The organism is Kitasatospora sp. HUAS MG31 (genome assembly GCF_040571325.1).
GTDB classification, from domain to species: Bacteria; Actinomycetota; Actinomycetes; order Streptomycetales; family Streptomycetaceae; genus Kitasatospora; species Kitasatospora camelliae.
In genome coordinates this window covers 6,812,685-6,839,477 of sequence record NZ_CP159872.1, presented here as the reverse complement: position 1 = coordinate 6,839,477, position 26,793 = coordinate 6,812,685, and the positions used below count along the sequence as shown (strand labels likewise).

The window sequence follows — 26,793 nt, the reverse complement described above, 5'->3', positions numbered from 1 at the left end:
GACCCCAGCAAGGTCGTCTGGAGCCGACGCAAAGTGAGCGTCACCCAGCAAGTAGGGCGGGCCAGCGAGCATCAGACCTGCGAGATTCACGTCAGCTGCGCGGAGTGCGACAGCGAGGGCGCGGAACGCGAGATCGTGATCACTATGCGGCCGGAAGACAAGCCCTAAGCCGCGACCCGCCCAGCGCCCATCCGAGGCGTTTTCACGACCCGACTGAACCCGAGGGGCGGGGGCGCCAGCGAGGTCATCGGCGCCCCCGGCCGTGCTGATCACGGCGGGGAACAGCCGCCTCTACGGGGCCCGCCTCGCCTCGGGCACCACCACCGCGGCCCGGTCCTCGGAGTGCGGGTAGTAGTCCGTGGTCGCCGCGGTGTCCGGGTGCTCGGCGAAGCACTGGTTCTCCATGTCCGATCGGGCCTTGTCGAGATCGTCGACCGCCGACTTGATCAGCTGGTGCGCCCGAGCCTCGGGTCCGCTTCGGGGGTAGGCGCGGGCGAGCTGAGTCTGGCAGTGGACGAGTTCCTCGCGCATGCCGGCGAGCTTGGCGCCGAGTTCGATGTGCTCGTCCTGGGTGAGGCGGGGCTTGGTCATGGGCGATGCCTTCCTGGGTTGGTCGGGTTCGGTTGTCGCCGAGGCGGACCGGGGAGCGTTAACGAGATCCAGGCTGGGCCTGTCCATGCGCAGCAGTCGGGCGACCGTCCACACCTGTTGGTCACTCATGGGACCGAGCAGTGCGAACAGGTCGGCGCCCTTCCGTGGCGTGCTCCTGGGCTGCCGGCTGGGGCGGGTGTCGGTCATGGCCTTTCCTGGGTCGGCGTGGGCCTGGTGGTGGCTACGGTGCCGTGGGGGCCGGGGCGCAGGGGCGGAGATGAGGCGCGTGAACCCGATCGGGTGATGGAGCCACCCGCTTGGCGCGGCCGGGGCGCTGTGCGCCAGCGTGATGGGCTTTCAGGGTCCGGCTGGACCCGAGGGGCGGCGGACGCCTGCAAGGCCGCCAGAGCCCGCCGCCCGGGCGCTCCCGGGCCTATCCCGCCCGCGCCGCCGAGTACGCCTCGAACTCGGCCTCCGCCCGGTCGATGTACTCGCCGATCCAGTTGCAGTCCCCCTGCCGGGCCATGTAGATCAGGCGGAGCTCTTCGGGGGTGGACCAGGTCAGCTCGGAGACGGTCTTCGCCTTCGTGTGGGTGCACGGCTTGAACACCCACTGCGCGAGCATCGTGACCGGGTTGTCGCGGGCGTCGCGCCGCTTGTGGTGGGCGCGGAGCCAGCGGGCGAAGCTCATCTCCAGTCGCACGGACGGCTGCTGGTTGCTGCCGTGGCAGCCGGTGTGCCAGGTGACACCGTCCGGGGTGATGGTCCCGACGATCGGGGCGTCCGGGTCGTACGGTGCCGGGTGCTTCGCAGTGCGGCCGTCACGGCGGATCGCGACGGTCTCCTCGCACACCGCACACAGGGCCTCATCGGGCGGGGTCCAACTCACGATCCGGTCCTCCTCTGTCGTCGGTCTTCCAGGCGCGGCACTCCGGCACTGAGGTGCTCCGCCCGATCTGCCGCAGCGAGCAGCGCCATCGCGAGCCGCCGCGCGTCGACGGGGAGCATCGCAGTGAAGTCGAGGCGGTCCAGCCAGTCATGGGCGCGGTACTGGTCCGGCTCGGCGAGGTACACGCAGTCCCGGGTGTCCTCGTCGTCGACGGTGCGCACGAGCCACAGCGGCGGCCGGTGGGCGTCAACGCGGACGGTCTGCTGGACGCGCCACTCGTGGCCGGGCATCGGGTGGCCGGGCGGGTTGATGACGTCGGGCTTCGGGCGCTCGGCGGTGTCGGCCATGGCGACGAGCTGCGCCAGCTCACGGCGGACCTCGGCGAGGCGCAGCCCATCGAGGGTGTCGCTCACCTGACGCTCCTCAGCCCGGACTCGTCGTTGGTCCATCCGCAGATGAACGCGGCGCCGGCCTCACGCAGCCGGAGGCGCTGCACCGCGAGCCCCAGCTCGACCGGGTCGTGCTGCGCCAGATCGGACCAGGCTGCGCGCCGCATCCGCTCCCCCGTCGGGTCGGCGGGGTCGTCGCACGGGCAAGGGCAGTTCGGCCGCTGCTCGTCGAGGACGTTGGCGCCCCAGCACTTGTGGTGCCAGTGCCGGGCGCAGGCCTCGCAGGCGTCGCGGGGCACGATGAGGAACGGGCCGTCGTTGCCGTCGTCACCGCCGCCGCCTTTGCGGCGCTTCTTTCGGACGGGGGTCTCGTGGACGTGCGCGAGGTGGAGAGCGGCTCCCATCGGTCAGCCCTCCGCCGGCGCAGCGGACGGGCCGAGGTTGATGCAGTCGGCCCAGCCCGATGCGTACGCGTCCAGGAGCTGCTCCTCCCGGTCGGCGGTTGCTTCCGCCAGCTGCGCCTTCAGGCGGTCGCTCTCCAGGACGAAGCGGACGAGGGTCTTGGAAAGCTCTTCCTCGTCGTGCTGGGTGAACAGGTGGTCGTCGAGGGTGCCTTCGGCGTCCCAGTCGCAGTCATCGATCGGGCAGGGGCCGGGGGCCGGCTTCTCGACTTCGTGGGCGGGCGGCTGGGGGCAGGCGCTGACCGAGTTGATCGCGGCAGCGGCGTCAGCGACCCACATGATGCACCGGGTGCCGTGGTGGGCGTGGTGGAGGCCTTCGGGGTGGTGCCGTTCCTGGCACGGGATCGCACGCATGGCGTCCTCGTCGGCGTAGCTGCCGGGGCAGGTGAGGGTCATCGGTCAGCCCTCCTGAACCGGAAGGTCATCAGCCCACGCCGCGAGCGTCTGGAAGTCTGCCTCAGCCAGCCCCACTCGCGGGTCAACGTGATGCAACAGAGCCGGCCCCTCATGCTGCGCCGCAGCGTAGTCCCGGTCAGCGCGGCCGATCTCGTCGTCAACCCAGGCGAACGGACGCCCCTGTGCCCAGCGGACGATGTCCCACGTCTTGAAGTAGGTGCCGTCCGGCCGGGATGCCCAGAGTTCCTCGAAGGGAACGTACGGCAGCGTCGGTAGCCCGAGGTGGGGAGCGATCCACTCGTTCGCTTCGGCCATCCACGTCGTGCACCAGACGAGGTCGTACGGGAGTGCCTGCAAGGTGCGGCCGTGGTCGTGGTTGAGCCAGACCCGTAGGGGCTTGCGGTTGCCGCGGGCGACCCAGGAGTCGGGGTTCATGCGGTGGGTGGTGTAGCCCTCGGGACGGCGGGTTGGTTTGGCAGCGTAGGGGTTGAGTGGGCCGTCGATGTCGAGCAGGAGCAGCGGGCGGGCGCTGGTGAGGGTCATCGGTTCCTCCTGGTTTGCAGTCAATTGTCCAGCGGTTTTGGGCATGGGGGTAGCCCTGTGACGTGTCGGAATGCGCTCAACTCGACGGCGAGGAGCAGCGAATGGTGGTGCAGGATGGGGGCGTTGCGGGCGGCGCAACGCCCCCGGCGGGGCCGAGCTATCGGGCGCCGGACTCGCCGTGCTCGAAGCGCGCCGAACGAGCAGCCTCGTACGCGGCGGCCACGACGGGCGCCGTGCGGAAGATCCGGAGCAGCGGCGGGTTGAGGATCTCCTCGACGGACGAGAAGGCGTTTGCAGGGCCGAGCGGGAACAGGTGGCCGCCATCGGTAGGCATGAACATCACCCGCTGGCACACGACAGTCTGTCGGCGCTCGTGGTCGAACAGCTTCTGAACCGCCGACCTGGCCGGCTCCTCCAGGCTTCGCATGGCGGTCAGTGCCTGATCGGCCACCTCCATGCTGGGCCGGCCGTTCAGTTCCCCGCCGACACCGCTCCGCCAGTCGAAGACCGGGCTGAACATCGCGTGCGTGGGGAGCGTGTTCTCCTCGTGGGCGGGGATCTCTCCCAGGATCAGGACGAAGAGCGTGTCCCTGGGCGACTTCTCGGCGAGGTCGGTGAGTACCTTGAAGTCGAGCTTCGTCGCGTCGCCCTTCACCTCGACGAAGGCCTTGAGGTCGGGGAGTCGGAAGTCGGGCAGGTACGGCTTGCCGTTGACCACGTAGCCCTGCGGCTCGTACTGCCACTTGATGCCGAGCGTGTCGAAGAACACGGCCCAGCGGGCTTCGAGGCGGGAGCGGAACTTGCATCCTGCGTACTTGGTTTCGATCGGGGTGATGGCCACGGATCCTCCTTGATGGGTGGTCAGTTGATGATGCCGAGAGCTGGGGTCAGCGCGCGGGCGTTTGCGTGGTCAGGTTCCGCAGGGAGGCGTACCGGCCCTCGAACTGCAGCCAGGTCTCCACGCCCCGACGGCCGTTGCGGTTCTTCGCAATGATCACCATGACCTTGCCCGCGTTCGCCCCGGTGTCGTTGCCCTCCTCATCGAGCTCACGGTGGAGCAGCAGGACCGTCGAGGCGTCCTGCTCGATCTGCGAGGAGTCCTTGAAGTCCGACACGAGGGGCTGCCGGCCGACGGCGCCGCGGTTGAACTGCGCCAGGAGGAGTACGGGCACCTCGAACTCGTCGGCGATCTCTTTCATGCCGATCGAGATGTTCGCAACGTCCTGGGTGCGGTTCTTTCCGGCGTTCGGCCCGCTGGGCTTGACGATCTGGGCGTAGTCGACGACCACGAGTGCGGGCTTCTGGTCTCGCGAGATCATCCACCGGATGCGGGACCGGATCTTCGGGACGGTGACGGCCGGGGAGTCGTCGATGACGAAGTTCGTCCCCTCGGGAGAGGTCATGCGGTCACTGATCCGTGCAATCTTCCGCCACTCGGTGTCGCCGAGCTTGCGCCGCACCAGGGCGTCCAACTCGATGTTCGCCTCCGCCGAGGCGATGCGGCCGAGGAGTTCGTTGCCGCCCATCTCGATCGACACGACGAGGACGGGCTGCTTCCGACGGAACGCAACGTGCGCAGCTTGGTTCAGCGCGAGAAGGCTCTTGCCGCCGGAGGTGGCGGCACCGACGACGGTGACCTCCTTCGGCTTGAACTGGATGTGCTCGTTGAGGTCCGGCCACGGCGTGTCTAGCGCGCTCGGGTCGTTCTCCTGCTCCAACTCGTCGACGAAGCCCTCCCACCGGTCGGCGACGGACAGCTTCTCGGTCTTCCCGCCGGCGCCGTTGCCGAACAGGGCCTGGACTTCGGCGAGGACCGCGGCGGCGACCTCGTCGGGCGAGGCCTCGGGCATGCGGGCGCGCTGGGTGAGGCGGTGCCCGATCTCGTACATGCGGCGCAGCTGCCAGGTCTCGTGGACGATGTCGGCGTAGTCGACGCCGTTCGCGGCGGTGGGGACCGCTGCGATGCAGGTGTGGAGGTAGGGCTCGCCGCCGACGAGGAGGAGCTCCCCAGTGGTGCGCAGCGCGGCAGCGACGGTGATCGGGTCGGCCTTGCCGTCGGGGCTGTCGTGGAGGCGGAGGATGGTGGTGTAGATCTTCTCGTTCGCCGGGTGGTAGAACGCCTCGCCCTCGCCGAGGACGGGGGCGATCTCGTCAACGGCCCTGCGGGACAGGAGCATGGCCCCGATGACGGCCTGCTCGGCGACGGTGTCGCGGGGGCGGGGGTCGGCGTCGCCCTCGGGCTCGTCGGTGGGCGGGGCGTCGGCGTAGTCGATCATGCGGCGTCCTGTCGGGTCTGGTTGTCCGGGTGGCAGTCGGGGCACGGGCCGGTGTAGGTGAAGCCGTGGTCGTCGGTGTGGGCGCGGCGGCGGGTCTCGGCGTCGCAGTCGAGGTCCTCGCACCAGGCCGGCAGGGCGGGCCCGTGCTGCTCGGTGCGGGTCTTCCGCGGCATAGCGGTGACGGAGGCTTTCAGTGGCAGGTCGGCGATGCGGGTCTTGAGGACGGCCGAGTAGTTGTTGATCCGGTCGGGGTTCTTGGTCAGCTCGGCGGTGAGGTGCCGGTCGAGGTCCCAGCCCTGCGCGGTGATGGCTTCCAGGAGCCTGGGGGCCTGGCGCCGGGCGGTCTGACGGCCAACAGCCCAAGGGGCGGGGAGCAACTGGAGGAACCGCTCGGCGTCGGCGATCTGCTCCGGGCTGAAGTCCTCCGCCTCCTCCCCCGTCGGCTGCGCTGTGGGCTTGAGGGGGTTGGGGGAGGAGGTATCCACCTCCTCCGGGGGGTGCGGGGGGGAAGGCTTGCCAACGGCACATGGTGCGACCTGGGAAAACGGCTTGCCGACCTTCTCCCGTCGGCGACCATGTCCTGTCGCCAGCGGCACATGGTTCGACCTGCGGTTTCCGTTGCCGACCTTCTCCCGTCGGCCACCATCTCCTGTCGGCGACGGCACATGGTCCGAGCTGGAGTTTTCCTGATTCGGGTTCTGGATCGGGATCCACGGGCCAGCGGCAGGCAGGTCGGTCTGGGCCCGCTTGGACACTTCGTAGCGGATGCCCGCGACGCGGCCGCCGTCGCCGCGCAGGCGCACGGCCTGGATGTAGCCGGCCTGGCGGATGAGTGCGAGCTCGCGGCGGACACCGTCGACGCCGAAGGGGCGGCCATTGGTGCTCTTCCATCCGAGCTGGCTGAACCAGGCGGCGAGGTCGTCGACGGTGAAGGCCATGCCTTGGGGCATGAACCAGATCGCTTGGAGTGTGGCGATGGTGGTGGGCTGCCAGCCGTGGCCGAAGAAGGTGGCGTCGGTGATGGTGACGGACGGCTCGGGCTCGACCGCGCGGGCGTATGCGGACGCGGTGGGGGTGGTGTTGGTGGTCACGCGGTGTTCTCCGTTGAGAAGGCGCGGGTGTGAAGGGGGCTGCCCCATCGCGGGGCGGCCCAGGGAGATGGCCGGCTGGCTAGCGCCCGAGGATCCGGTCGATGGTGCGCTGCGCCGTGGCGGCGGGCAGGTCGCCGGTGACGGTGTGCATGCCGGTCCGCGGGTCGTAGCCGGTCTGGACGTTCTCGAAGCCGAGCGTCTTGGCGTCCTCGGCGGTCGCGGCGATGCGGCCGGCGGCGCCGTGCTGGTCCTTGTGGAGGGCGGAGAGGAGCTTCACGCCGGCACCCCCGCGACGAGCTGGTAGCCGGCGGGGATGGTGGTGTCGAGCCACAGGGACACGAGCGTCCCGTCGAGGACGCTCGGGTTGTAGCCGACGATCATGGTGCGCTCGTCGATCCACGTGTAGGTGAGCTGGGGGCTGCTCGCGGGGAGGGTCACCTCGACCAGGCCGACGGTGACGCGCGAGCCGAAGACGACGGGGCCGGGCTTGGGGATGGCGACAGAAGCTGCCATGATGGAATCTCCGATCTGTGCGCACTGCGGTTACCAGGCCAGAAGGCGCGCACGGTGAAGTAGCTGGCCCCGCTTCTGCGGGGCCTTCTGCGTTTCAGGAGCAAGTCAACCGTACAAGGTTTCTTGATATGTTGCAATGCTCTCTGGGGTGCGCCATGCTGGCTGCACTACCGCGACACATGAGGGATTGGGCCGAGTTCGGCAGGCCTCTCAAAGCGCTTGAGTCGCGCCATGTACCGTGGATCCCTGCTCGTCGCCACCGAGCACATCCCTCGCCGCCAACGAAGGAAGCCTCGCCATGCGCCCTGCCCGCTTCGAATCACTGCTTGCCGACGCCGCCCGCCACATCCCGGTCGTCGATGGCGTGAAGACGCTGGCGGACGCCGGCCACACCGAGCACCCCTTCGGCGTCGTCACGCACCTGACCGACGGCGCCCAGGTGTGGTGGTCCTTCACTGCGATGGGGCGACCTGGCGACAGCTACCGGGAGGAGGAGGCACCTCCGGTCTCGGGGCCGCACCCCGAGGTAGCCGAGGTTCCGGCCGCGCCCACGGGGTCGATCCCGATGGCATACCTGGAGGCAGCTCTGGCTGCGGCACTCCTTGACGTGGACCACAACTCGGAAATCAAGGGAGTTACACGCTTCTCCGAGGGCGAGGGCTCGATCCCGTTTGGCCTGACCGTCGACTTCCACGATGGCGCAAAAGCCTTCGTGAACAGTCTTGCCGCGGTACGGTCTGGACAGTCATCCCCGAGCGGGCGCTGGTACGAGGTGCCCGCCACTGTCTGACCCAGGAGCGTGAATGACGCCGCGAGGGAAGTGCGCAGTGTGTGGCCAGGCGATCGGCAGCGAGGCCGGCAAGCCGGCTCCGCAGCACCGCGCGCCGGATGAGCGAAGCGCCTGCCCCGGTACTGGGCAGCCAGCCCGCCCGCTGTAACCAGAAGGGCCCCACCCGAGTCGGGTGGGGCCCTCTGCGTTGCAGATCGAGTCAGAACTCGTACTGCAGCTCGTACCGGTAGCCAGCCTTGGCCATAACCGTCACCTCGATGAGGCGGTCATCGGTGCTGTACGTAGCGCGCAGCGTCCGCAGGATCGGTTCCCGGGTCGGCATCTTGAGAGCCTGGAGATGCTCCAGCGTCGGCATCCAGGCCGCCACGCGATCCACGCACCGGAGCGGCGGGTACCCCATGTCGGCGAGAAGCCGCGGCGAGCCACCTCGGATCTTTGCCGGTTCCGCCAATGCCGTTCCACGCGCCAGTTCGACCGGGTAGTAGGTCTTCACCAGCTCGGCCGGCTCGCCGTCCAGGGAGAGCACCTGCGTGCGCAGCAGCGCGATGCCCTTCTCAGGGAGACCGAGGAGGGCCCGCACGTCGGCCGACGGCGTGACCTCGCCCACGAAGGTGATCTCACTCTCGGGACGCAGCCCTTGCTTCTGGGCCTCGGCGATCCATCGGTAGGACTCCCCTGGCTTCGCCGGCTCCTTGTACGCCGCGGGGACCATCGTGCGCTGAGGCTGCGGGCGGACCAGGATCCCGCTTCCCCGGCGGCTGACGACCAGGCCCTCCTTGGCGAGGAGGTCGTTGGCGTTCTTGATGGTCTGCGGTGCGGCGTCGAACATCTCCTTCATCACCCGAGTGGAAGGCAGCTTGCTACCGGGCGGGAAGTCGCCAACGAGGATTCCCTCGCGCAGGTAGCTGGCCATCAGCTCGTGCTGGGACCACGGGTCCCAGCGAAGCTTCTGCTTCTTCTCTTCCGCCTCACCGTTCGAGGTGTCTGCGAGGGGCGTTTCTTCTGTCATGGGCTCAGCCGATCTCGACGGTGTAGTGCAGGGTTCGCTCACGGGCGGGCATGGTCATGGTGGTGACCTCGAAAGGTTCGCCGCGGGCGTCCACGACGACTCGGTAGACGTCGAGCACCCACTCGCCAGGGTGGATGGCCAGGGCTGAAGCCTCGTCCGGTGAGGGGGGCCGCGCAGTCACGTCCTCGCGCGAGCTTCGAGCGACGTAGCCGAGGTTGGCAAGCAGCGAGACCGCCCCGCCCTTGATCTTGCGTGGGTACGCGAGCGCGGTGCCGCTGGCCACGGTGAGCGGGAAGTACGAGTCGGTCAGCTCTGCGGGTGCGCCGTCGAGGAGAACGAGCCTTCGACGGACGACCACCGCGGAGCCAGGGTCCAAGCCGAGGCTCGCCGCGACACGCGGCGGAGCTGACACTTCGCCAGCGTGCAGCAGCTGCTGGCTGCCGACCCGGCCCTGCCGGGCAGTCGCCTGACTCCAGGCATCGCCTTGGCCGCTTTCTGCAGGGCGCAGGTAGAGCGCCGACTCGTCGAGCGGGTTTCCGCTGCTCACGCCGCCTCCTCTGCGCGTCGCGAAACCTTGTCGCATTTCAAGTTAAGGCACAAGGTTGCGCGCCGGGTAGCCAGGGACACATTGAGAACCTTGCAACCTTTCAAGAACAGCTATACAGTTGGGGTCATCGCCAAGCCGCAACCCCCCTCGAAAGGAGGGCTTCAGCATGCTGCCCGAGAGTCCGCCGGTCCTGACCGTGAGCGAGGTGGCCAAAGCACTTCGGGTCAGCAAGCCGACCGTCTACCGCTGGGTGAAGGACGGCGAACTGGAAGCGATCCGCCACGGCAAGCAGTGGTCTCGCGGCCAGGCCGGCCGAGGCGGAGCGATCCGCATCCCCGTCGCCGTCGTCGCCGCCAAGCTCCAGGCAATCCAGGACCTCATCGCGGACGCCGCCTGATGTCGCGCCGGCCCCGCCTCTGGGACGGCCTCGACAACCCCTACGGCCCCGACACCACCAACCCCCAGCCCTCCCGCCCCACCCCCAACATGGGCGCCCCCTACATCGCCCCCGCCACCCCGAAGGAGACCCCCACCATGGCCGACACCAACCAGGGCCTCACCGGAAGCAACTACGGCCCCAACCAGCCCCTCGCCCTCCCCCGCGACCCGTTCCCCGTCAACGAGGTCCTCGTCAAGGACCAGCCCGCCCCGGCCCCGCAGCCCAAGACGGAGACCAAGTGAGCGACGACTGGTCCGGCAAGCCCGTCATCCCCCGCATCCCGCCCCAGCGCCAGCCCCTCCCCGAGGAGAAGTAGCCATGACCCTCCGCCAGCGCCTCGACGAGACCGCCAGCGTCCTCATCGCCCTCGGCGAGCTGAACTCGGACGCCACCCCGATCGAGCGAGACCAGGCCGCCCACGACGCGATGGCCGACCACCGCCTCGGCGCCCTCAGCCTCGAACTCCTCTACCGCCTCGGCGCCGGCCCCATCCACCACCCCGCCGCCGCCTGAACCAGCACCCACGCCTGATCGCCGTACGGCGCCGCACAGCCCCCGGACTGCGCGGCAGCCGCAGGCACTCAGTCCCCCGCCTGACAGCCACCGAGAGGACGCACCCATGGACAACACCTCGCGGCCCGAGGGTCTCGCCCAATACGGCGCCGCCGTGCGCGCTGCCCGCGAGCAGTACGCCGCGGCGGACGCCGACGCTAAGACCGCCTGGAACCGCTGGTACGGCGACCCGACAGACGAGAACTGGACCCCCTACGAGCAGGCCAGCGCTGCGGCAGTCGGCGCGCTCCGTGCCCTCCGCGCCCTGGAAGACCAGCCCCTTGCCTGATCGCCGTACGGCGCCACACAGCCCGGCCCACCCCGGCTGGCCTGTACGGCAGCCGCAGGCACTCAGACACCAACCCACCAACCACCCCAGAAAGGACGCCCCGTGTCCGAGACCGACCCCTTCGCCGGCCAGTGGCGCGACATCAACAGCGTCCTGACCGACAAGCCCAAGACCAACCTCACCGACGCCCAGAAGACCATCATCGGCGCCGTCACCGGCGGCGCCCTCCTCATCGCCACCCTCGGCTTCGTCGGCTCCTACAGCGCCGTCCGCAAACTCGCCACCCACAAGGGCTTCGGCGACTTCGCCTACGCCTTCCCCATCGCCGTCGACGCCGGTATCGCCGTCCTCCTCGCCCTCGACCTCCTCCTCACCTGGCGCCGCATCCCCTACCCGATGCTCCGCCACGTCGCCTGGTTCCTCACCGGCGGCACCATCGCCTTCAACTCCGCCGCCGCATGGGGCGACGAGGTCGCCGTCGGCATGCACGCCGTCATCCCGATCCTCTTCGCGATCATCGTCGAAGCCGCCCGCCACACCGTCGGCCGCCTCGCCGACATCACCGTCGACCGCCACATCGAGACCCCGCCCCTCAAGCGCTGGCTCCTCAGCCCGATCTCCACCTACCGGATCTGGCGCCGGCAGCAGCTGTGGCACATCACCTCCTACACCGACGTCATCCGGATCGAGCGCGAGTCCTTCGTGTACCGGGCCAAGCTCCGGGGCCGGTACGGGCGACTCTGGCGCCGCCGGGCCGCGACCCACGAACTACTCGCGCTCCGGCTCGCCCGGTTCGGGAACCCAGTCCGCGAGACCCTCGCCGAGCACGAGACCGAAGTCCGGTCCGCCGAGACCAGCGAGACCACCGCCTCGGAGACCAGGGCCAGTCTCGCCATGGCGGAGACCGCCGGGACCGGGACCAGCAGGACCGAGACCGGGACCAAGGCTTTGCCGTACGAGACCGAGACCGGGCACCGCCGCGAGACCAACCGAAGCGAGACCGGCGGGCGAGACCTCGCATCAAGCGAGACCGAGACCAGCGACAGCGTCTACAAGACCGAGACCGCCCGCAGGGACCACACCGAGACCGCAGAGACCACCACCCGTGAGACCGGACGCGAGACCGACACCGAGACCCGCAAGGTCTCCCGGTCCCAGTCCCGCCCGAAGGAGACCGGCAAGGTCTCCCCGATCGGGGACCGGAACCCCGAGACCGAGATCGATCACCTCCTCGGTCTCATGCGAGACCGGGGATCCGAGACCGCGGTCAGTCTCGACGACGCCATCACCGAGACCGGCCGGCCGAAGTCCACCGCCGCGAAGCGCCTGAGGGCCGCACGAGACCGGTACCGCGAGACCGCCGCCTGAGACCGGCGAGACCAGAGACCGAAACCGAGAGGAGCTCACCACCATGACCGAGACCAAGTCGGTCTACAACGACCCGGCGTTCGACATCACGTCGGCCCCGTCCTGGAAGTCCCCGCCCCCGCATGACGCATACGCCCCGAACGCCCGCCATCACCAACACCAGCAAGGCCAGCAACGCCGTCCAAGCACGCCTGCCCGAGGCCACCCAGTGAACGACATCGACCGTGAGGCGCAGCGCCTCATCGCCGAAGCGCTCAACGGACCGTCAACAGCCGGACGAACCCCGAACGCCACCAACTACCGGAGCGACACCCCGACTCCCGCCTACGGCCCCACCCCGCCCGTACAACTCCCGCCGCCGCCGGTCCCGTCCTGGGCCGCCGGTACGGCTGTCGCAGCCGTTGGGGTCGGCCTCGGGTCGATCGGCCTCGGGGCCGCCATCAACCTCGTGCTGTCCGGTCTCAGTGCGATGACCATCGGCGGGATCGTGGCCGGGGCCCTGTTCACCGCCATCCCCCTGGCCGGTACCGCCGTCATCGTCCTGGCCTGTGGCCGGGCCGCCGCAAGGGTCCGGGCCGCCGGACCGGCGAGCGTGACCTACGCCGGTCCGGTCGTGCGCAACACCGAAGTGACCAGCACGGCCAGGGGCTTCCTGAGCCGGGCCACCACCAGAGTGAACTGAAGGGGGATTAGCAGTGAGCGAGCAGGAAGACACGAAGCCACAGGTCAAGGCACCTACGGCCAGCGAGGTGAAGGCCGCTCAGATGGTGCCCGCCCGCCAGGTGCTCGCCCTCGGTTCAACGGCCACGGTCACCGCGCTGGTGGCCGGGACCGCCGTGGCCGGGCCGGTTGGCACCTTGGCGGCGGGGGTTGTGCTGGCGGGTGGCGCAGCAGCAGCCCGCCGGTTCACCACCGCGTCCGGGAAGTCCCGGGCGCCCGGCGGCACCCCCGCCAGGGGGCAGGGAGCTGCGCCCGTCCGGCACTCGAAGGTGGGCCGCGCGGACGCCGCGCGGACGCACAGCGGCGGGGCGCCGGGGGGCCGCTCCCTTGTTGACACCCCCGCGCGGAAGGCCGCTCCGAAGCCGTCCGGCAAGGGGTCCGGGGTCCCCCTGACGGGGCTTGGCGCCAAGCTTGGCACCAAGAACCTTGGCACCGTTCCTGACCAGCACAGAAGCCTTGGCGCCAAGGCTCCCGCCAAGCCCTCCGCCAAGGCGGGCAAGGGCGGCTCCCAGACCCCCTCCCTTATTGACAGTGGGCGCCAGCGGGCCGCCGAGAAGCGCAAGGCGGACATCTCCAAGCGGCTCCCCGGGGCCCGTGAGGAGCAGCGCACCAGGCCCGCCAAGGGGGCTCTGCGGCGCAGCGCGGCGCGGTCGGCGGCGCGGGCCGTCTGGGATCACGTCCGGCCGTCCCTGGCCCGGGGAACGGCGGAGCGAGAGTTCCGCCGGGCCAACCCGGCTCCCGGCCACAACGCCAATCCGACGCCCGAGCAGAAGCGGGCCGTCAACGCCTGGCGGAACGGCTTGTCCGCAGCGCGCCGGACCGACCGGAAGGAGCGTCTCGCCGACCGGAAGGCAAAGCGGGACGAGCGCCGCAAGGCCAGGGACTCCGCCATTCGGGCCGCGCTCGCTCCGCTGGAAGGCGCGGTTGCGGCCCTGGAGAAGTGGGCCGACCTGCCGGACTTCATGCCGGGGTACCCGAAGGGTGCTCTCGGCCAGGCCGTGGCCGTCGTAGCTGCCGCCATCAACATCAACAGCGAGGGGAACGCAGTGAACTTCTTCGACATGAGCCAGGCCGCCGAGGACGTGTACGCGGCAGCCACCGCCGCCGAGATCGAGGGCGCCCTCGGCGTCGGCAAGTCCCTGATGACGCTGCCCGAGGCCATCAAGGTGATCGCGGACGCGTTCGTCGTCATCGCCGGAAAGTGCTCCCCGGAGAACGCGCCGCTTGACCAGTCCGTCTCCGACGCCCTGACGGTGGCGCAGGGCCACCTGATCCAGGCGGCCAGCGCGGCCGAGGAAGCGTCCAACGTCTTCCAGAAGGCGCACGCGCAGGAGATCGAGCGGCTGACCAACCAGCGCGTCAACGAGGCGGCGTGGGACGTGACCCGCAACGAGTAACCGGCCGGCTGGCCGACCCGCCGCGGCCCCGCCGGTCCGCCCGGCGGGGCGCCACCCCCGATCCTTCCCCCTTCCTGAGAGGCAGGCATGAGCCCCACGACGACCTATGACTGGTCGAAGCCCGCCGGTCCGACCGTGACTGGCGTGGCCGCATCGTTCATTGCGGCTGACACCGCCGCCGCCGTGGCGTACACGGGCGGCCCCACATGGGTTCCGCTCGCTGCAGGGGCAGCCGTCGGCACGGTCCACGGCCTCGCCGCCATCAAGGGCCGCATCACCAAGCGGCTGTCCGCTGCCCGCGCTGCGATGTGGCTCGGCGGCGGGACACTCGCCTCCCTCGCCGTGGCCAGCGACCCGGGGTCCTGGGCCGGTACCGGCTGGTGGTGCGCCGCCGCCACGGCCCTGGTGTACGGCGTGGCCGTCGGCAATGGCACCTACCACGCCGAGATCTGCGAGACCGCGGCTGTCATCGCCGCGCAGCCCACCACGCCAGCTGACGTCACCGACGTGCAAGCCGCTGACAAGGACCTCGCGCAGGAGTGGATGACCCGCATCAAGAAGCTGTCCCGCCAGGACGGCATCAAGTTCCTGCGGTTCGAGCGGTTCAACGGCGGGTTCCACATTTCGGTGCTGCTCCCCGAGGACGGCGCCTACAAGCTGACCGACCTTCAGGGGCTGAACGTGGCCCTCGCGGAGTCGGCCCGGCTACCGCTCGGCTGCACGGTGACGATCGGCCCATGCCTGCGGCAGGGTGAGGCGCGGCTCACTGTCGAGCTGGAGCCGCACGACCCGGCCGGCCATCCGACGGTTGACTCCGACCTGTCTGAGCTGTCCGTCGTGACCGGGATCCCGATCGGCTGCCACCGCGACGGAACCCCGGCGATCATGTCGTTCCGCGAGTCCGGAGTGTTCATCGTTGCCCCGCCGAAGGGAGGCAAGACCACGCTGCTCAAGAACATTTACGCGGGACTGGCCCGCTGCCGCGACGTCGTCCTGTGGGGCATCGAGGTCGGCAAGGCCGGCAAGGACTTCGACAGCTGGGACGGCGACGGCACCGCCCCGCTGTTCCCGCACAAGGCCCGCACCATCGAGGACGGCATCGAGATGCTCAAGGCCGCCCGCCGGATCTCCCAGGCCCGCATCACGCACCGCCCGTACCTGGAGCGCACTGCCGTCGCCGACTTGGACGGCAGCCTGCTGGTCGACGCACAGATGCCACAGCTCCTGATCGTGATCGACGAGGGCCTGTCATTCATCACGAACCCGGCCGCGCTGGCGCAGCTCAAGGAACTCAACAACGAGTCCCGCGAGTCCGGGGTCCGGGTGCTGATCTCCGTGACGGACGCGAACGTGTCGTCTTTGCCGGACAGCGGCCTGTACCGGCTGACGGGGCAGCGGATCGCGATGACGTCGGTCGGCGGCGTCACGAATGCCGTGCAGCGCATGTTCGGCAACGGGAGGCTCCCGGACCTCAAGCAGATGACCGGCCTAGGTGTCGGCCTGTACGGCGACGACAGCGGCGCCGCCGCCTTCAGGACCGTCGCCGTCACTCCGACCCACATGCGGGCTGTGACGGCCGGCACGGTGCATCTGAGGGGCCGGCTGGACCAGGTGTCGGCGGAGGCCGCGTTCGGGAGTCAGGGCGGCAGCGGGGTGGCCTATGAGCCCCCGGCGGGGCGCCCGTCGGACAAGACGATCAACCAGATGCGCCAGCCTTCGGACGCCGAAGTTGACCAGGAGTTTCAGGCACTCATCGGCGGCCTGTCCGACAGGGAGCAGCCGACCGACGACAACCCGATGGCTGCTGAGATCCGGCGACTGCGGGGGCTGGGGCGGTCGTGGCGCGCCATTGGCGACGCGCTGGGCATCTCGCCGGACAAGGCCCGGCGGATCGTCGGAGAGAAGTAGCTAGATGACCGCAGACCGCATGGTCGTGGCCCTGGTCCTCGCCGGGATCGCCGGCGGCGCCGTCGCCGGCGCCTACGGCCTGTACGGGATCATCGACAGGGTCCTCAATCTCATGGGCGCGTGGTGCCGCCGGTGATGGGGCCGTCCCGGCATCCTGCGCGGGACGGCCCACCTGCGAGAGGATGAACCATGAGCGAGACGCCCTTCCCTCCGCAACTGGCCGAGGCACTCAGCACCTTCGCCATCAACCTCCGCAACTCACTCGCCGAAGCAGCCCGACAGCTCGCCGCAGCCCTCGAACCACTCCGCCCGCTCGTCGAGTATTACGAGCAGCACCCGGAGGAACTCGAAGAGATCCGCCGCCAGAAGGAGTTGCAGGCCGCCCTCGAAGAGAAGGCATGCCACTGCCTATGCGGCCTCCACCGCGACCGCGCCAACGTGGTCTGTGAGGGCTACACCACAGAGCTGCTGACGATCACCCGGCACTCCCCCACGGTCGGCACTGTGCACGTCCCGATGTGCCGCTCCTGTTACGAGGCGGCGACGGCATGACCTCTGACCTGGCGGCGTTCCTCCGCGCCCGCCTCGACGAGGACCAAAAGCTCGCCTTCGAGGCAGGCAACGGCGGACACGACCACTGGATCTTCAACCCCGAGCTGACCTGGAACAGCGGCAACGGGCCACGCCAAGCCGTCGTCCGGTTCAACGGCTCAGCTCTCGGCTACGTGGCCGCCGCCGACCCGGTCTACGGCAAGTACGGCGAGTGGAACGCCAAGCACATCGCTTGCTGGGATCCGGCGCGAGTGCTGGCCGAGATCGAAGCCAAGCGGCGCATCATCGACGCGCACCCGATCACAACCAGCACCATCAATCCTGGCTACGGAAAGACAGGTGCCGGGTTCGGATGCGAGGTCTGCCATGACTGGGACGGCGCAACCGAAGGCTACGGCTACTGCCAGACCCTCAGGCTGATTGCCCTGCCGTACGCCGAACACCCCGACTATCGGCAGGAGTGGGTGCCTGAGGAGTAGCCGCGTCCGGGCCCAGCCCGCACCAGCGCGGCTGAGCGTTCGAACCAGACCGCGCTGGCAGGTTCATGCTTCGGCCTATGACCGACACCCCCTACAGCCCCGACACCGCCGCCGCCATCGCCGAGGGCGCCACCAGCGCCGGATGGGTGCGCAACACCGGAGTCCCCTGGGACGGCGACCTCGACTCCTACAACCTCCGCGCGCTGGACGGCCGGACCGCAGCCCAGATCGCCGCCCTGCGCGACGGCATCGGCGCGATCCTCTCCTACGTCGCCCCGCCCACGTCCACCCTGCGGATCATGTGCGTCGGCGACTCGATCACCGTCGGCGCCGGCTCGATCGCCCCCGGCGGGCTGCTCGATCCCTGGGGCAACGGCTCCGGGCCCGGCTACCGGCCGTGGCTGTCCTACCTCCTCGCCCAGCGCCGCATCGCCGCCCAGCTGGCAGTGGTCGCCGAGGGTGGGCAGATGCTGCGGCAGATGGCGCCGCGGGCACTCGCCGCCCTGCCCACCGTCCGACCGGACGTGGTCTTGATCCACTTGGGTACGAATGACATCGGGATGGACGCCGGACCCGACTGGCCGACCCGGTACGGCCAGCTGGTCGACTCCATCCTCGCCAGCAGCCCAACCGTCCGCGTCGCGTGCGCCCGGATCGCCCACTACCGCAGGCCCGACCTCGACGCCGGCGTAGACCAGATCAACAGCTGGGTCGACTCCGTCGTGCAAGCTCGGAAGAGCGGCGGCCGCGTCTGCTCGGCCGACATGACCGTGGTCAGCCCCAGCTGGACTGCCGATGGCACCCACCCCCTCGACGCCGCCTACCTCGCCATGGCCCAGCAGTGGATGAACGCCATCGCGGCCTGGCTGCCCGCGAGCTGACCGCCGGACAGACATCGAAGGCCCCGCCACCCAGCGGGGCCTTCGTCGTGTTCGCAGCCCCGCCCCGCGGCCGTGCTCCGATAGCAGCGTCCGCCCGGGCCCCCTCCACCCGGCACCGCACCGCCGTGCCCAGCTGGAGGCCCCCGTGGGGAACATCGTCTTCAACATCGCCCTCGCCAAGGTCGCCTACTACGCCAGCCTCCCCGCCGCGAACGACGCCCTCATCGCGGTCCCCATCGAGACGTCCGGCATCGTCTCCGACGCCACCATGCGCGACTACGACGACCTCTCCACCCTCCTCGCCGGCGCGTCCAACGAGCAGACCACCATGGGCCGCAAGACCCTCGCCTCGGTCACCGTCACCGTCGACGACACCAACGACCGCGTCGCCGTCGACTGCGCCGACATCACCTGGACCGCCGCCACCGGCAACGCCATCAGCGCGATCGTCATCTGCTACGACCCGGACACCACCACCGGCACCGACGCCGACCTCATCCCCCTCACGAAGCACGACTTCACGATCACCCCCGACGGCAGCGATGTCACCGCCACCATCAGCGACTTCTTCCGCGCCACCTCCTCCGCCTGACCCTCAACCCCTGACGAGAGGAGGGGGCGGACTTGGCGACACGGTTCTGGCTCACGAGCTCCGCCCCGCCCTACACGCCCACCACCAAACGCGGCGCCTGGGACGTCTCCACCGGCGAGGACGTCCAGTACCTCGGCAGGAAGCCGGCCGGGTCCGCTGGCACGTCCACCATCAACGTCGGCTCCACCGCCGCCGACCGCGACATCCTCCTCCACCGATCCATCTCCGACGGCGCCGTCAAGGCGGGGACCGTAGCCGGCACCGTCACGTGGATGATCGGCGCGAAAGAGTCGAACGCCGCCCTCAACGGCTTCTTCCACCTGCACATCTACGTCACCTCCGGCGACACGGACACCCCGCGCGGCACCCTCCTCACCGACAGCATCGGCGCGACCGAGTTCGGAACCACCGCCATTGGCGCAACCGAAGGCGCCAAGACGCTGTCCTCCGTGGCCGTACAGGTCGGTGACCGGATCGTCGTCGAGATCGGCTACCGGGCGAACGCCGGGTCGAGCACGCAGAACGCGACGATCAACTACGGCAACACCGGGACGACCGATCTGAGCGCCGGTTCGGCGTCCGTGACCTCGCAGCCCGGGTGGGTCGAGTTCTCCGGCGCGGACGGCCTGTGGACCAAGTCGTTCTCCGCGCTGACGGACCAGTTCCCGTCGTCGATCGACTCCAAGTGGACCGCGTCCGCCGGCGTGTCAGCCACCGGCGGCCGCGCCCGCATCAACTGCACCACCGCGACACCGAACATGTACACCGCGACCGCGTACGAGATCCAGTCCTCGTCGCTCGCGTTCAAAGTCCCGACCCTGCCCGTCACCGGCGGCGGTTCCACCGTCACGTTCTCCGCCTACCTCATGCCCGGGCCCACGGTCAGCACGACGAACCTGGAGTTCGAGTACTCCCCCAACACCGGCAACCTCGTCCTGCGCAGCAACGTCGGCGGGACCGACGCCTCCCCCACCACGCTCACCTACAACGCCACCGACCACCTGTGGTGGCGGTTCCGTGAGGCATCCGGGCAGATCCTCCTGGAGACGTCCCCGGACAACTCCACCTGGACAACCCGCCGCACCATCAGCACCCCGTCGCAGTGGATGCTGCAAGGCAACCTCATCGCCTACTTCGAGGCCAGCCGCGCGTCCGGCACCGCTGACTTCGCCGAGATCGACGACATCAACCCGCCGGCCGGGCAGACCCAGGCCCTCGGCGTCGCGTCCGCATCCGAGACGGCGCAGGCCAGCGGCAAGGCGAAGACGAAGACGGTCACCCTCGCAGCCGGCAGCGAGACGGCGCAGGCCCTGGGCCGAGCGAAGCGGATCAGCCTCGGCGTCGCCACTGAGGCCAACGCCGGCCAGCCGGTCGGCCACACCCGGCAGCGCGCCGCCGCACCTACTGCCGCCGTGGAGACCGGGCAGCCCCTCGGCCGCACCAAGGCCCGGCAGCTCGGCCCGGCCACCTCCACTGATGCGACCCAGGCCCTGCCGACCACACGGGGCGCCGTGCTCGGGCAGGCCGCCGAGACCGCGAGCGCCCAGCCCATCACGGCGACGAAGCGGCAGGCTCTCACCCCCGCTTCTACGGCCGACACGGCAACGGACATGGCCGCAACGAAGGGCCGGCTCCTCAGCCCGGCGGCCGCTGCCGATACCGCGAGCGCGATCGTCGGCGCGAAGACCCGGGCGACCGGCGCCGCCGCGACCATCGACACTGCGCAGCCGACCGGCGCCGCCAAGACCCGCGCCACCTCCCCGGCCGCCGGCACCGACGTCACCCAAGGATTCAGCGCCACCAAGACCAAGCCCCTCACCCCAGCAGCCGAAACCGCCACCAGCCCAACCGTCGGCGCGGCCAAGAGCCGCCCCCTCGCCCCAGCCGCCGAACAGGCCGAAGCCCAGCCTCTCACCGGCAGCGGCGCCTACCCGCTCCCCGCCGCGCAGCACACCGACACCGCCCAACCGATCGGCCGCACCAAGACCCGCGCCCTGCCCCCGGCCAGCACTCTCGACGGGGCCCAGCCCGTCAGCGCCGCCCAGCCCCACCCCATCGATCCGGCCGCCGCCACAGACAGCGCGCAGCCGATCACCCCGACCAAGCGGGTCGCCCTCGGGCCCGCCTTCGACTACGCCACCGTCCCACCAGCAGGCCGGGCCAAGACCACCCCACTCGGCCGCGCTGCCGAGGCCGGCACCGCCCAGGCCCTCACCGCCCCCGGCACAGGCACCGCCCACGGCATCCGCCTCATCGGCCGCCCGGCCACCGCATGGACCGCCGGCCAGACCCGCGCCGCTTGGGCCAGCAGCGCCGTCCACACCCGGTGGGATGCCGACCCGGTCGCCAGCCCCTGGGACTGCCGCAACCGCCAAGGAGGAGACGTGAACAGCCAGTCCACCGAGTACCACGAGGTGCCCGTCACCTGGACCCGCGGCGACCCCACCGCCCACACCGTGCAGATGGCCGTCATCCCCGTCGGCCACGAACCCGACGACACGGACTGGCACACCGCCGCATGGGACACCGACGACGACGGCACGACCGTAGCGAAGCTCCTCGTCGGCCCGGACGGAGGCGCTGTCGCCCCCACGCCGGGAACCTACCGGGACTGGGTGTCGATCGACGCCCCACCAGAGCACCCGGTGCTGTTCACCCCGCCGTTCGAGATCAACTGAGGGAGGAGCCATGGCCAAGCGGCATCGGAGCGGCACCCACGGATTCGCGTCCCGCGCACAGTGGAGATGGGCCTTCGCTACGCGGAAGACCTGGGCGCGTCGCAAAGCACACGAGACACCCGGTGGGCCGGTCGTCCGCTACCGCCGGCTCCCCGCCCGCAAGCACGCCCGCAAGCGGGCCTGACCGTTCGCGGCCGCCGCGCCTCCTCGGGCGATCATCCAGGTCGACCCGAGGAGGCACTATGTCTGACGTCAACCGGTACGGGAAGGTCCTCGTTTCGGAACGCCGCGCCAAACTCATCAAGGCCCGCATCGACGGCATCTCCTACGAGACCATCGCCGATGACCCCGAGTTCGGCTACGGCGGCGACGTCTCCGCCGCCCGCAAGGACTTCACTCGTGCCAGGCGCGCCGCCAAGGCCGCCGAGCAGGAGATGGCCGACGTCTGGGTGCAGCAGCAGATCGACCGGCTGGAGCACTACCTCGTGTGCCTCTCGCCCCGCGTCGACCGAGGCGAGCCCCGCGCGATCGAGGTTGCGGTGAAGGTCGGCGAGCGGATCGCGAAGCTTCTCGGCATCGACGCCCCGGTCCGTGCGGAGGTCACGGTCGAGGAGGCTCCGACCGTGCAGGACCTGGAACTCCGCGACATGATCAACGCCGCGAAGGCGCGGATCGCCGCCGAAGAAGCCGCGCTCCGAGGTGGGCAGTGAGCATCACCCGCTACTACATCGAGTCCCTCGCCCCCACGTGGCTCGCCGCCGACCCCGGCTACCGGGCGGCGCTCGGCGAGTACCTGACGGCGTGCATGGACCAGAACGGCTGGAGCATCGTCGACCCGCCCACGGTCCGGCCCGTGGAGGCGGCCGCCCGGATGCCGGTCGGCATGGTCCTGCTGCAGGCCGAGTGCGGGGTGGAGGAGTTCGACGTCGACCTCGACGACGACACCACCCTCAACAAGGGGTGGCTCGCCGCCATGGCCGACGACGGCACGGCGCACGTCGTGCCGCTCGACGATGTGATCGAGCACGACCTCGACGAGGACTGCCCGTGCGGGCCGGCCGTCCGCCCGGAGCAGCGCGGCGACGGCTCCCAGGGCTGGGTGGCAACGCACCACTCCCTGGACGGGCGGGAGCAGCGCGAGGCGCGAGGCGCAGCGGAGGAGTAGCCGTGATCGACGCCATCACGGCGCCCCTCGACTCATACCTGGCCGGCGTGGACGCTCAGTCGTTCGACCTGGACCGGTATCTGTCCCGGGTGGTGCCGGACGCCCGGATGCTCGAAGACTCCGACGGGCGGAAGACTCTGACGCGCCTGGATCCGATCCTGTTCGGGCTCGTGTACATGCGGCACCACCTCCGCGACAGCGACGGGCACGTCAGCTTCGGTGACGCCCACCTCGACTGGTGCCGAGCCGCACGGCGCTGGATCCGCCCGCCGAGCGTGCCGGCGGAGCAGCGGGACGCCTACATCGCGCCGCGTGAGACCGGCAAGTCGACGATGTGGTTCCTGATCCTGCCGATGTGGGCTGCGGCGCACGGCTTCGTGAAGTTCGTCGCCGCGTTCTCCGCTTCGGCGCAGCAGGCCGAGGCGCACCTGGCCACGTTCAAGCTGGAGGTTGACCAGAACCCGCGCCTGCGTGAGGACTACCCGGAGCTGTGCAGCCCGGCGAAGCGCCCCAACGGCGCGTCGGTGGCGGACACGCAGCGCATGTTCGTCGCCGAGAGCGGGTTCGCGTTCGCCGCCCGCGGCATGGACTCCTCCAGCCTCGGCATGAAGATCGGCTCGCACCGGCCGGACCTGCTCCTCCTCGACGACGTCGAGCCAGACGAGTCGTCATACTCCCCGGAACTCGCGAAGAAGCGCTTGACCACGCTGCGGGACGCGATCCTGCCGCTCAACGTCAGGGCCCGGGTTGTGCTGGTGGGCACCGTGACCATGCCGGGCAGCATCGTCCACCAGTTGGTGAAGCACGCCCGCGGGATCGAGACCGCGGAGTGGATCCGCGACGAGAACTTCCAAGCGCACTACTCGGCGCCGATCATCCGCTCCGATGACGGTACCGAACGCAGCATGTGGCCGGCGAAGTGGCCGCTCGCCTTCCTGAAGAAGATCGAGCACACCCGGTCGTACGCCAAGAACTACCGCAACGACCCGATGGGTGCCGACGGCGACTACTGGTGCGCCGACGACTTTCGCTACCCCGACGGGCAGCCGGACCCGGTCACGCACATGGTGCTGTCCATCGACCCCGCGGTCACCGCGAAGGCCAGCTCGGATTACACCGGGCTCGCTGTCGTCTCCTGGTCGGCGCAGACCCGGCGCTGCACCGTGCACGCGGCGATCCCCGTCCGGATCCCGCCCGGGGCGAAGCTGCGGGAGCGGGTGCTGGCGATGCTGGACGAGTTCCCGGAGATCGGGCTGATCCTGCTGGAGGTCAACCAGGGCCACGGCACCTGGGACGCGATCTTCCACAACATGCCGGTCAAGGTGAAGACCGTCAACCAGGGCGAACCCAAGCAGGTCCGTGCCGCCCGGGCCCTCAACCACTACCAGCGCGGGCGCGTTCATCATGCCCGGCCGCTGCGGGACGTCGAGGAGCAGATGGTCGGTTTCCCCAGGGCGCCGCACGACGACCTGGTCGACGCGGTCGGATCCGCGGTGACCCGGTTCCTTGACCCTTCGAAGAAGCAGGCGCCGACGGCGACCCGGCACCAGTACGCCCGCTGACCGGCGGCTGTTCGCAGCCCCGATCTGGCCCGCACCTACGGTGATCGCGACCGAGCATGGAGGATGCGGTGACCGCGAGCGATGACCTGTGGGACGGCATCGAGGCCCTGAATGGCGCCCGGCCAGGCTATGAGAAGGCCGCCGCCTACTACGACGACGAGGTGCCGGAGGTGTTCTCCTCCGCCCGCGTGCGGCGCGCTATCGAGCGCACCGGCGTCGACTACAAGCTGGGCTTCATCGCCACCGTCGTCGACGCGGTATCCGACCGGCTGCAGCTGTCGACCGTCACCAGCCCCGACCAGCAGCAGGCCGAGACACTGCAGGCCATCCGCGAGAACAACCTGATGGAGCTGGAGGAGCCGGAAGTTCACCGCACGGTCTCCCGCTACGGTGACGCCTACCTCATCATCCTGCCCGTTCACGGGGACGGCGACGACAAGACCGTCACCGGCGTCGACATGTACTGCAACGACCCGTTGACCGTCCGGATGGTCTACGACGCGGAGAACCCCCGCCTGAAGTCGTTCGCGATCAAGCGCTGGTGTGAGGAGGTCGGGTCCGGGCCGCGAGCGCAGGAGATTCACCGGGCCGAGCTGTACTACGCGGACCGCATCGAGCGGTGGACTACCCGCCCGGGCTCCCCCGGCAACAGCGAGGGCGACTGGTACCCCTGGCTGCCCGACGCCGTCGAGGCCGAGGACGGCGCACTGTTGGAGCCGGATGACGACGCCTGGATCATCGAGCACGACTTCGGCGAGATCCCCGTCTTCCACTTCCGCAACGCCCGCCCGTACGGCGTCCCCGAGCACCGGCGGGGTTACGGCGCCCAGAACGCGATCAACAAACTGATCGCCACTCACATGGGCACCGTCGACTACCAGGGCTTCCCGCAGAGGTACGCGCTCACCGACACGGCGACGACCGACACCGGGGACCTCGAACCCGGCGACTTCGACGACGACCTCTTCCCGCCCGACCCGGACGCCGGCCCCACCGACAGCGGCGACGACTCCTCCCTGAAGTCCGGCCCGGGTGAGCTGATGCTGCTGCGCGGCTTCAAGCAGGTCGGCCAGTTCGACGCAGCCCAGCCGGCGGTGTTCTTCGACCCGATCGAGTTCGACATCCGAGCGATGGCGCAGCTCACCGTCACCCCGCTGCACCTGTTCGACACCAGCGGCGAGCAGCCGTCCGGGCAATCCGTCCGCGCGCAGGACGCGCCGTTCAGCCGAAAGATCGAGGCTCGTCAGCGGGCCTACACCGGGACGTGGAGGGACGGGTACGGATTCGCCCTACACCTCCTCGACGTCGCCGAGCCGGCTGTGGATGTGCGGTGGGAGGCCGCAGAGACCATCGACGACACCGACGCGTGGGTGGTGTCCGGGAAAAAGTCCGACCTCGGAGTGCCGCAGCGTCAGGTGCTGCTGGAGCGCGGCTACAGCGAGGACCAGGTCGAGGCATGGCTGGAGTCGCAGACCGACGACACTGCCGAGCTCACCAGGCGCCTCGCGGACTTGGCGACACTCGCGGACACGCTGGAGAAGCTGGGCACGGCGGTCACCCTCGGCGCGATCGACCAGCAGCAGGTGCAGCAGCTCATCAACCCGGTGGTCGCCCGCATGACCGAGCCGGCACCCCAGCCGGGTGAGGGCCCGGCGTGACCGGCACGGCGTCCTCGCTGGCGGCCCTGGTCCAGGAGCGGCAGATCCCGCAGGCTACCGACCTGGAGGAGCGGACCTCGGCGGCCGCGGTCGGCGACACAGACGACCTGCTCACCGAGGCACTGGCGGCGGCCGCGGCCCTGTGGGTATCCGCCTTCGGGGCGACCACGGCGGCGGGCAGCGGACTGGCCCTGGCACGGGTGCTGCGGCAGGTCGGGGCGGGCATCACGCAGGCCCTGGCCGGGCTCGGCGAGCGGGCGCGGCGGGCAGTGGCGAAGGTCCTGCCGTCGGCGGTCGGCTTGGGTGTGCGGCACGCCCGCGAGGTTGCGCGAGCTGCTGGCCGCCGTGTCCCCGCCCGCGCAGGCGGCAGAGCCAAGCCCGGCCGGGACACGGTGATGGAGGCAGCCCGGATCGGGCAGCGAGTGGAGGAGATCAGCCGCCGCGTCGAGAAGCTCCTCGCTGCCCGACCCGCCCGGTTCTCCGGCCTGGCCGCCGTCGTGCAGGCCGCCCGCACGGCCGTCAGCCACGTCCGGGCGGCTGTTGCCTGGCTGGTTCACCGGGCCGTCGACGTAGGCGGCGCAGCGGTCGCCGCTGATCTGCGGCTCGGCCGGCTATGGGTCGCCGAGGTCGACGCGTGTGTGCGGTGTTCGGCTTACTCGGGTCAGTACGCGGCACCGGGTGAGGGCTTCGAGGGCGGCCGCTCCTTTGACCCGGCGCAGCGCGGCCGTGGCCCTGACGAGGTCACGGGCCCGCCGCTGCACCCACACTGCCGCTGCCGGGTCGTGCCGTGGCTCATCTCGTGGCCCATCCCGCTGCCAGCCTGGCTGGAGCAGCGCGCCGCGAACGCCGTCGCCGAAGGACGGGCTCCCGCTTCCGAGTCGCAGGCCGCCAGGGTCAGGGCCGCCCGGACCGTCCTCGCCTCGCGGCGCCGACTCCGCGCCCGCGCGCAGGCAGCGGCCCGGCGCGCTGTCCGCGAGGGCCGCTTCCCGGCCGCCGGATGATCGCAGCCCCGCCCCGCAGCCGCTCTACCGTCACGCACAGTCAGAACACAACCCGCG

Annotated in this window: 33 protein-coding genes; 20 read left to right on the top strand and 13 right to left on the bottom strand. The window is 70.2% G+C overall.

What is annotated here, in order from left to right:
• Positions 1-291: 291 nt before the first annotated feature.
• The 11 genes from ABWK59_RS30625 to ABWK59_RS30575 form a co-directional block, all read right to left on the bottom strand.
• On the bottom strand, positions 292-591 hold the full coding sequence (locus ABWK59_RS30625) for a hypothetical protein (RefSeq protein WP_354643899.1): 300 nt from the start codon (positions 589-591) through the stop codon (positions 292-294).
• A gap of 433 nt (positions 592-1,024) precedes the next feature.
• Positions 1,025-1,480, bottom strand: coding sequence for a hypothetical protein (locus ABWK59_RS30620; RefSeq protein WP_354643898.1), 456 nt, complete (start codon positions 1,478-1,480; stop codon positions 1,025-1,027).
• A complete protein-coding gene (locus ABWK59_RS30615) occupies positions 1,477-1,893 on the bottom strand; it encodes a hypothetical protein (RefSeq protein WP_354643897.1) in 417 nt (138 codons plus the stop codon). The genes ABWK59_RS30620 and ABWK59_RS30615 overlap by 4 nt, the downstream gene beginning before the upstream one ends.
• Entirely contained in the window at positions 1,890-2,273 is a 384-nt protein-coding gene (locus ABWK59_RS30610) for a hypothetical protein (RefSeq protein ID WP_354643896.1), read from the bottom strand. Before ABWK59_RS30610 ends, ABWK59_RS30615 begins: the two co-directional genes overlap by 4 nt.
• Before the next feature lie 3 nt (positions 2,274-2,276).
• Positions 2,277-2,726: a hypothetical protein gene (locus ABWK59_RS30605; protein WP_354643895.1), complete on the bottom strand. Its 450-nt coding sequence runs from the start codon at positions 2,724-2,726 to the stop codon at positions 2,277-2,279.
• Between the two features lie 3 nt (positions 2,727-2,729).
• Entirely contained in the window at positions 2,730-3,269 is a 540-nt protein-coding gene (locus tag ABWK59_RS30600) for an HAD domain-containing protein (protein WP_354643894.1), read from the bottom strand.
• 157 nt (positions 3,270-3,426) lie between these two features.
• The gene (locus tag ABWK59_RS30595; RefSeq protein WP_354643893.1) at positions 3,427-4,110 is read right to left on the bottom strand and encodes a hypothetical protein; all 684 of its coding nucleotides are present in this window, start codon (positions 4,108-4,110) and stop codon (positions 3,427-3,429) included.
• 46 nt (positions 4,111-4,156) lie between these two features.
• Entirely contained in the window at positions 4,157-5,545 is a 1,389-nt protein-coding gene (locus ABWK59_RS30590; protein WP_354643892.1) for a replicative DNA helicase, read from the bottom strand.
• On the bottom strand, positions 5,542-6,636 hold the full coding sequence (locus tag ABWK59_RS30585) for a hypothetical protein (protein WP_354643891.1): 1,095 nt from the start codon (positions 6,634-6,636) through the stop codon (positions 5,542-5,544). Before ABWK59_RS30585 ends, ABWK59_RS30590 begins: the two co-directional genes overlap by 4 nt.
• Before the next feature lie 79 nt (positions 6,637-6,715).
• Positions 6,716-6,913 (bottom strand): hypothetical protein, encoded by a 198-nt coding sequence (locus tag ABWK59_RS30580; RefSeq protein WP_354643890.1) that lies wholly within the window; start codon positions 6,911-6,913, stop codon positions 6,716-6,718.
• A complete protein-coding gene (locus ABWK59_RS30575; RefSeq protein ID WP_354643889.1) occupies positions 6,910-7,149 on the bottom strand; it encodes a hypothetical protein in 240 nt (79 codons plus the stop codon). The genes ABWK59_RS30580 and ABWK59_RS30575 overlap by 4 nt, the downstream gene beginning before the upstream one ends.
• A gap of 298 nt (positions 7,150-7,447) precedes the next feature.
• Between ABWK59_RS30575 and ABWK59_RS30570 the strand changes: the two genes are divergently transcribed.
• Complete coding sequence (locus tag ABWK59_RS30570; RefSeq protein WP_354643888.1) at positions 7,448-7,939, top strand: hypothetical protein; 492 nt, start codon at positions 7,448-7,450, stop codon at positions 7,937-7,939.
• Positions 7,940-8,138: 199 nt separating this feature from the next.
• Here the strand turns inward: ABWK59_RS30570 and ABWK59_RS30565 are convergent, their stop codons facing one another.
• Positions 8,139-8,948 (bottom strand): GntR family transcriptional regulator, encoded by an 810-nt coding sequence (locus ABWK59_RS30565; RefSeq protein WP_354643887.1) that lies wholly within the window; start codon positions 8,946-8,948, stop codon positions 8,139-8,141.
• 4 nt (positions 8,949-8,952) lie between these two features.
• Positions 8,953-9,495 (bottom strand): UTRA domain-containing protein, encoded by a 543-nt coding sequence (locus ABWK59_RS30560; RefSeq protein WP_354643886.1) that lies wholly within the window; start codon positions 9,493-9,495, stop codon positions 8,953-8,955.
• A 166-nt stretch (positions 9,496-9,661) separates the two neighbouring features.
• On the opposite strand from ABWK59_RS30560, the gene ABWK59_RS30555 reads away from it, so the two are divergent.
• The 19 genes from ABWK59_RS30555 to ABWK59_RS30465 all read left to right on the top strand — a co-directional run bounded on the left by ABWK59_RS30555 (position 9,662) and on the right by ABWK59_RS30465 (position 26,736).
• The gene (locus ABWK59_RS30555) at positions 9,662-9,892 is read left to right on the top strand and encodes a helix-turn-helix domain-containing protein (protein ID WP_354643885.1); all 231 of its coding nucleotides are present in this window, start codon (positions 9,662-9,664) and stop codon (positions 9,890-9,892) included.
• Positions 9,892-10,176: a hypothetical protein gene (locus ABWK59_RS30550; protein WP_354643884.1), complete on the top strand. Its 285-nt coding sequence runs from the start codon at positions 9,892-9,894 to the stop codon at positions 10,174-10,176. The genes ABWK59_RS30555 and ABWK59_RS30550 overlap by 1 nt, the downstream gene beginning before the upstream one ends.
• Positions 10,177-10,252: 76 nt before the next feature.
• The gene (locus ABWK59_RS30545; protein WP_354643883.1) at positions 10,253-10,447 is read left to right on the top strand and encodes a hypothetical protein; all 195 of its coding nucleotides are present in this window, start codon (positions 10,253-10,255) and stop codon (positions 10,445-10,447) included.
• 106 nt (positions 10,448-10,553) lie between these two features.
• The gene (locus tag ABWK59_RS30540; RefSeq protein WP_354643882.1) at positions 10,554-10,775 is read left to right on the top strand and encodes a hypothetical protein; all 222 of its coding nucleotides are present in this window, start codon (positions 10,554-10,556) and stop codon (positions 10,773-10,775) included.
• Between the two features lie 102 nt (positions 10,776-10,877).
• Positions 10,878-12,143 (top strand): DUF2637 domain-containing protein, encoded by a 1,266-nt coding sequence (locus ABWK59_RS30535; RefSeq protein WP_420492874.1) that lies wholly within the window; start codon positions 10,878-10,880, stop codon positions 12,141-12,143.
• A 43-nt stretch (positions 12,144-12,186) separates the two neighbouring features.
• Entirely contained in the window at positions 12,187-12,825 is a 639-nt protein-coding gene (locus ABWK59_RS30530) for a hypothetical protein (protein ID WP_354643881.1), read from the top strand.
• Between the two features lie 13 nt (positions 12,826-12,838).
• A complete protein-coding gene (locus ABWK59_RS30525) occupies positions 12,839-14,260 on the top strand; it encodes a hypothetical protein (RefSeq protein ID WP_354643880.1) in 1,422 nt (473 codons plus the stop codon).
• 87 nt (positions 14,261-14,347) lie between these two features.
• Positions 14,348-16,168, top strand: coding sequence for a hypothetical protein (locus ABWK59_RS30520; RefSeq protein ID WP_354643879.1), 1,821 nt, complete (start codon positions 14,348-14,350; stop codon positions 16,166-16,168).
• Positions 16,169-16,172: 4 nt separating this feature from the next.
• Positions 16,173-16,304, top strand: coding sequence for a hypothetical protein (locus ABWK59_RS30515; RefSeq protein WP_354643878.1), 132 nt, complete (start codon positions 16,173-16,175; stop codon positions 16,302-16,304).
• Positions 16,305-16,357: 53 nt separating this feature from the next.
• Positions 16,358-16,720: a hypothetical protein gene (locus ABWK59_RS30510; protein WP_354643877.1), complete on the top strand. Its 363-nt coding sequence runs from the start codon at positions 16,358-16,360 to the stop codon at positions 16,718-16,720.
• Positions 16,717-17,199 carry a DUF6221 family protein gene (locus ABWK59_RS30505; RefSeq protein WP_354643876.1) on the top strand — a complete coding sequence of 161 codons (483 nt, stop codon included), beginning with the start codon at positions 16,717-16,719 and terminating at the stop codon, positions 17,197-17,199. The genes ABWK59_RS30510 and ABWK59_RS30505 overlap by 4 nt, the downstream gene beginning before the upstream one ends.
• Positions 17,200-17,276: 77 nt before the next feature.
• Positions 17,277-18,080: an SGNH/GDSL hydrolase family protein gene (locus ABWK59_RS30500; protein WP_354643875.1), complete on the top strand. Its 804-nt coding sequence runs from the start codon at positions 17,277-17,279 to the stop codon at positions 18,078-18,080.
• Positions 18,081-18,225: 145 nt separating this feature from the next.
• Complete coding sequence (locus ABWK59_RS30495) at positions 18,226-18,672, top strand: hypothetical protein (protein WP_354643874.1); 447 nt, start codon at positions 18,226-18,228, stop codon at positions 18,670-18,672.
• A gap of 32 nt (positions 18,673-18,704) precedes the next feature.
• On the top strand, positions 18,705-21,350 hold the full coding sequence (locus ABWK59_RS30490) for a hypothetical protein (RefSeq protein WP_354643873.1): 2,646 nt from the start codon (positions 18,705-18,707) through the stop codon (positions 21,348-21,350).
• A gap of 242 nt (positions 21,351-21,592) precedes the next feature.
• Positions 21,593-22,060 (top strand): hypothetical protein, encoded by a 468-nt coding sequence (locus tag ABWK59_RS30485; protein ID WP_354643872.1) that lies wholly within the window; start codon positions 21,593-21,595, stop codon positions 22,058-22,060.
• Positions 22,057-22,515, top strand: coding sequence for a hypothetical protein (locus ABWK59_RS30480; RefSeq protein ID WP_354643871.1), 459 nt, complete (start codon positions 22,057-22,059; stop codon positions 22,513-22,515). Before ABWK59_RS30485 ends, ABWK59_RS30480 begins: the two co-directional genes overlap by 4 nt.
• A gap of 2 nt (positions 22,516-22,517) precedes the next feature.
• The gene (locus tag ABWK59_RS30475) at positions 22,518-24,077 is read left to right on the top strand and encodes a hypothetical protein (protein ID WP_354643870.1); all 1,560 of its coding nucleotides are present in this window, start codon (positions 22,518-22,520) and stop codon (positions 24,075-24,077) included.
• Between the two features lie 68 nt (positions 24,078-24,145).
• Positions 24,146-25,735: a phage portal protein gene (locus ABWK59_RS30470; protein ID WP_354643869.1), complete on the top strand. Its 1,590-nt coding sequence runs from the start codon at positions 24,146-24,148 to the stop codon at positions 25,733-25,735.
• Positions 25,732-26,736: a hypothetical protein gene (locus tag ABWK59_RS30465; protein ID WP_354643868.1), complete on the top strand. Its 1,005-nt coding sequence runs from the start codon at positions 25,732-25,734 to the stop codon at positions 26,734-26,736. The genes ABWK59_RS30470 and ABWK59_RS30465 overlap by 4 nt, the downstream gene beginning before the upstream one ends.
• Positions 26,737-26,793: the final 57 nt, after the last annotated feature.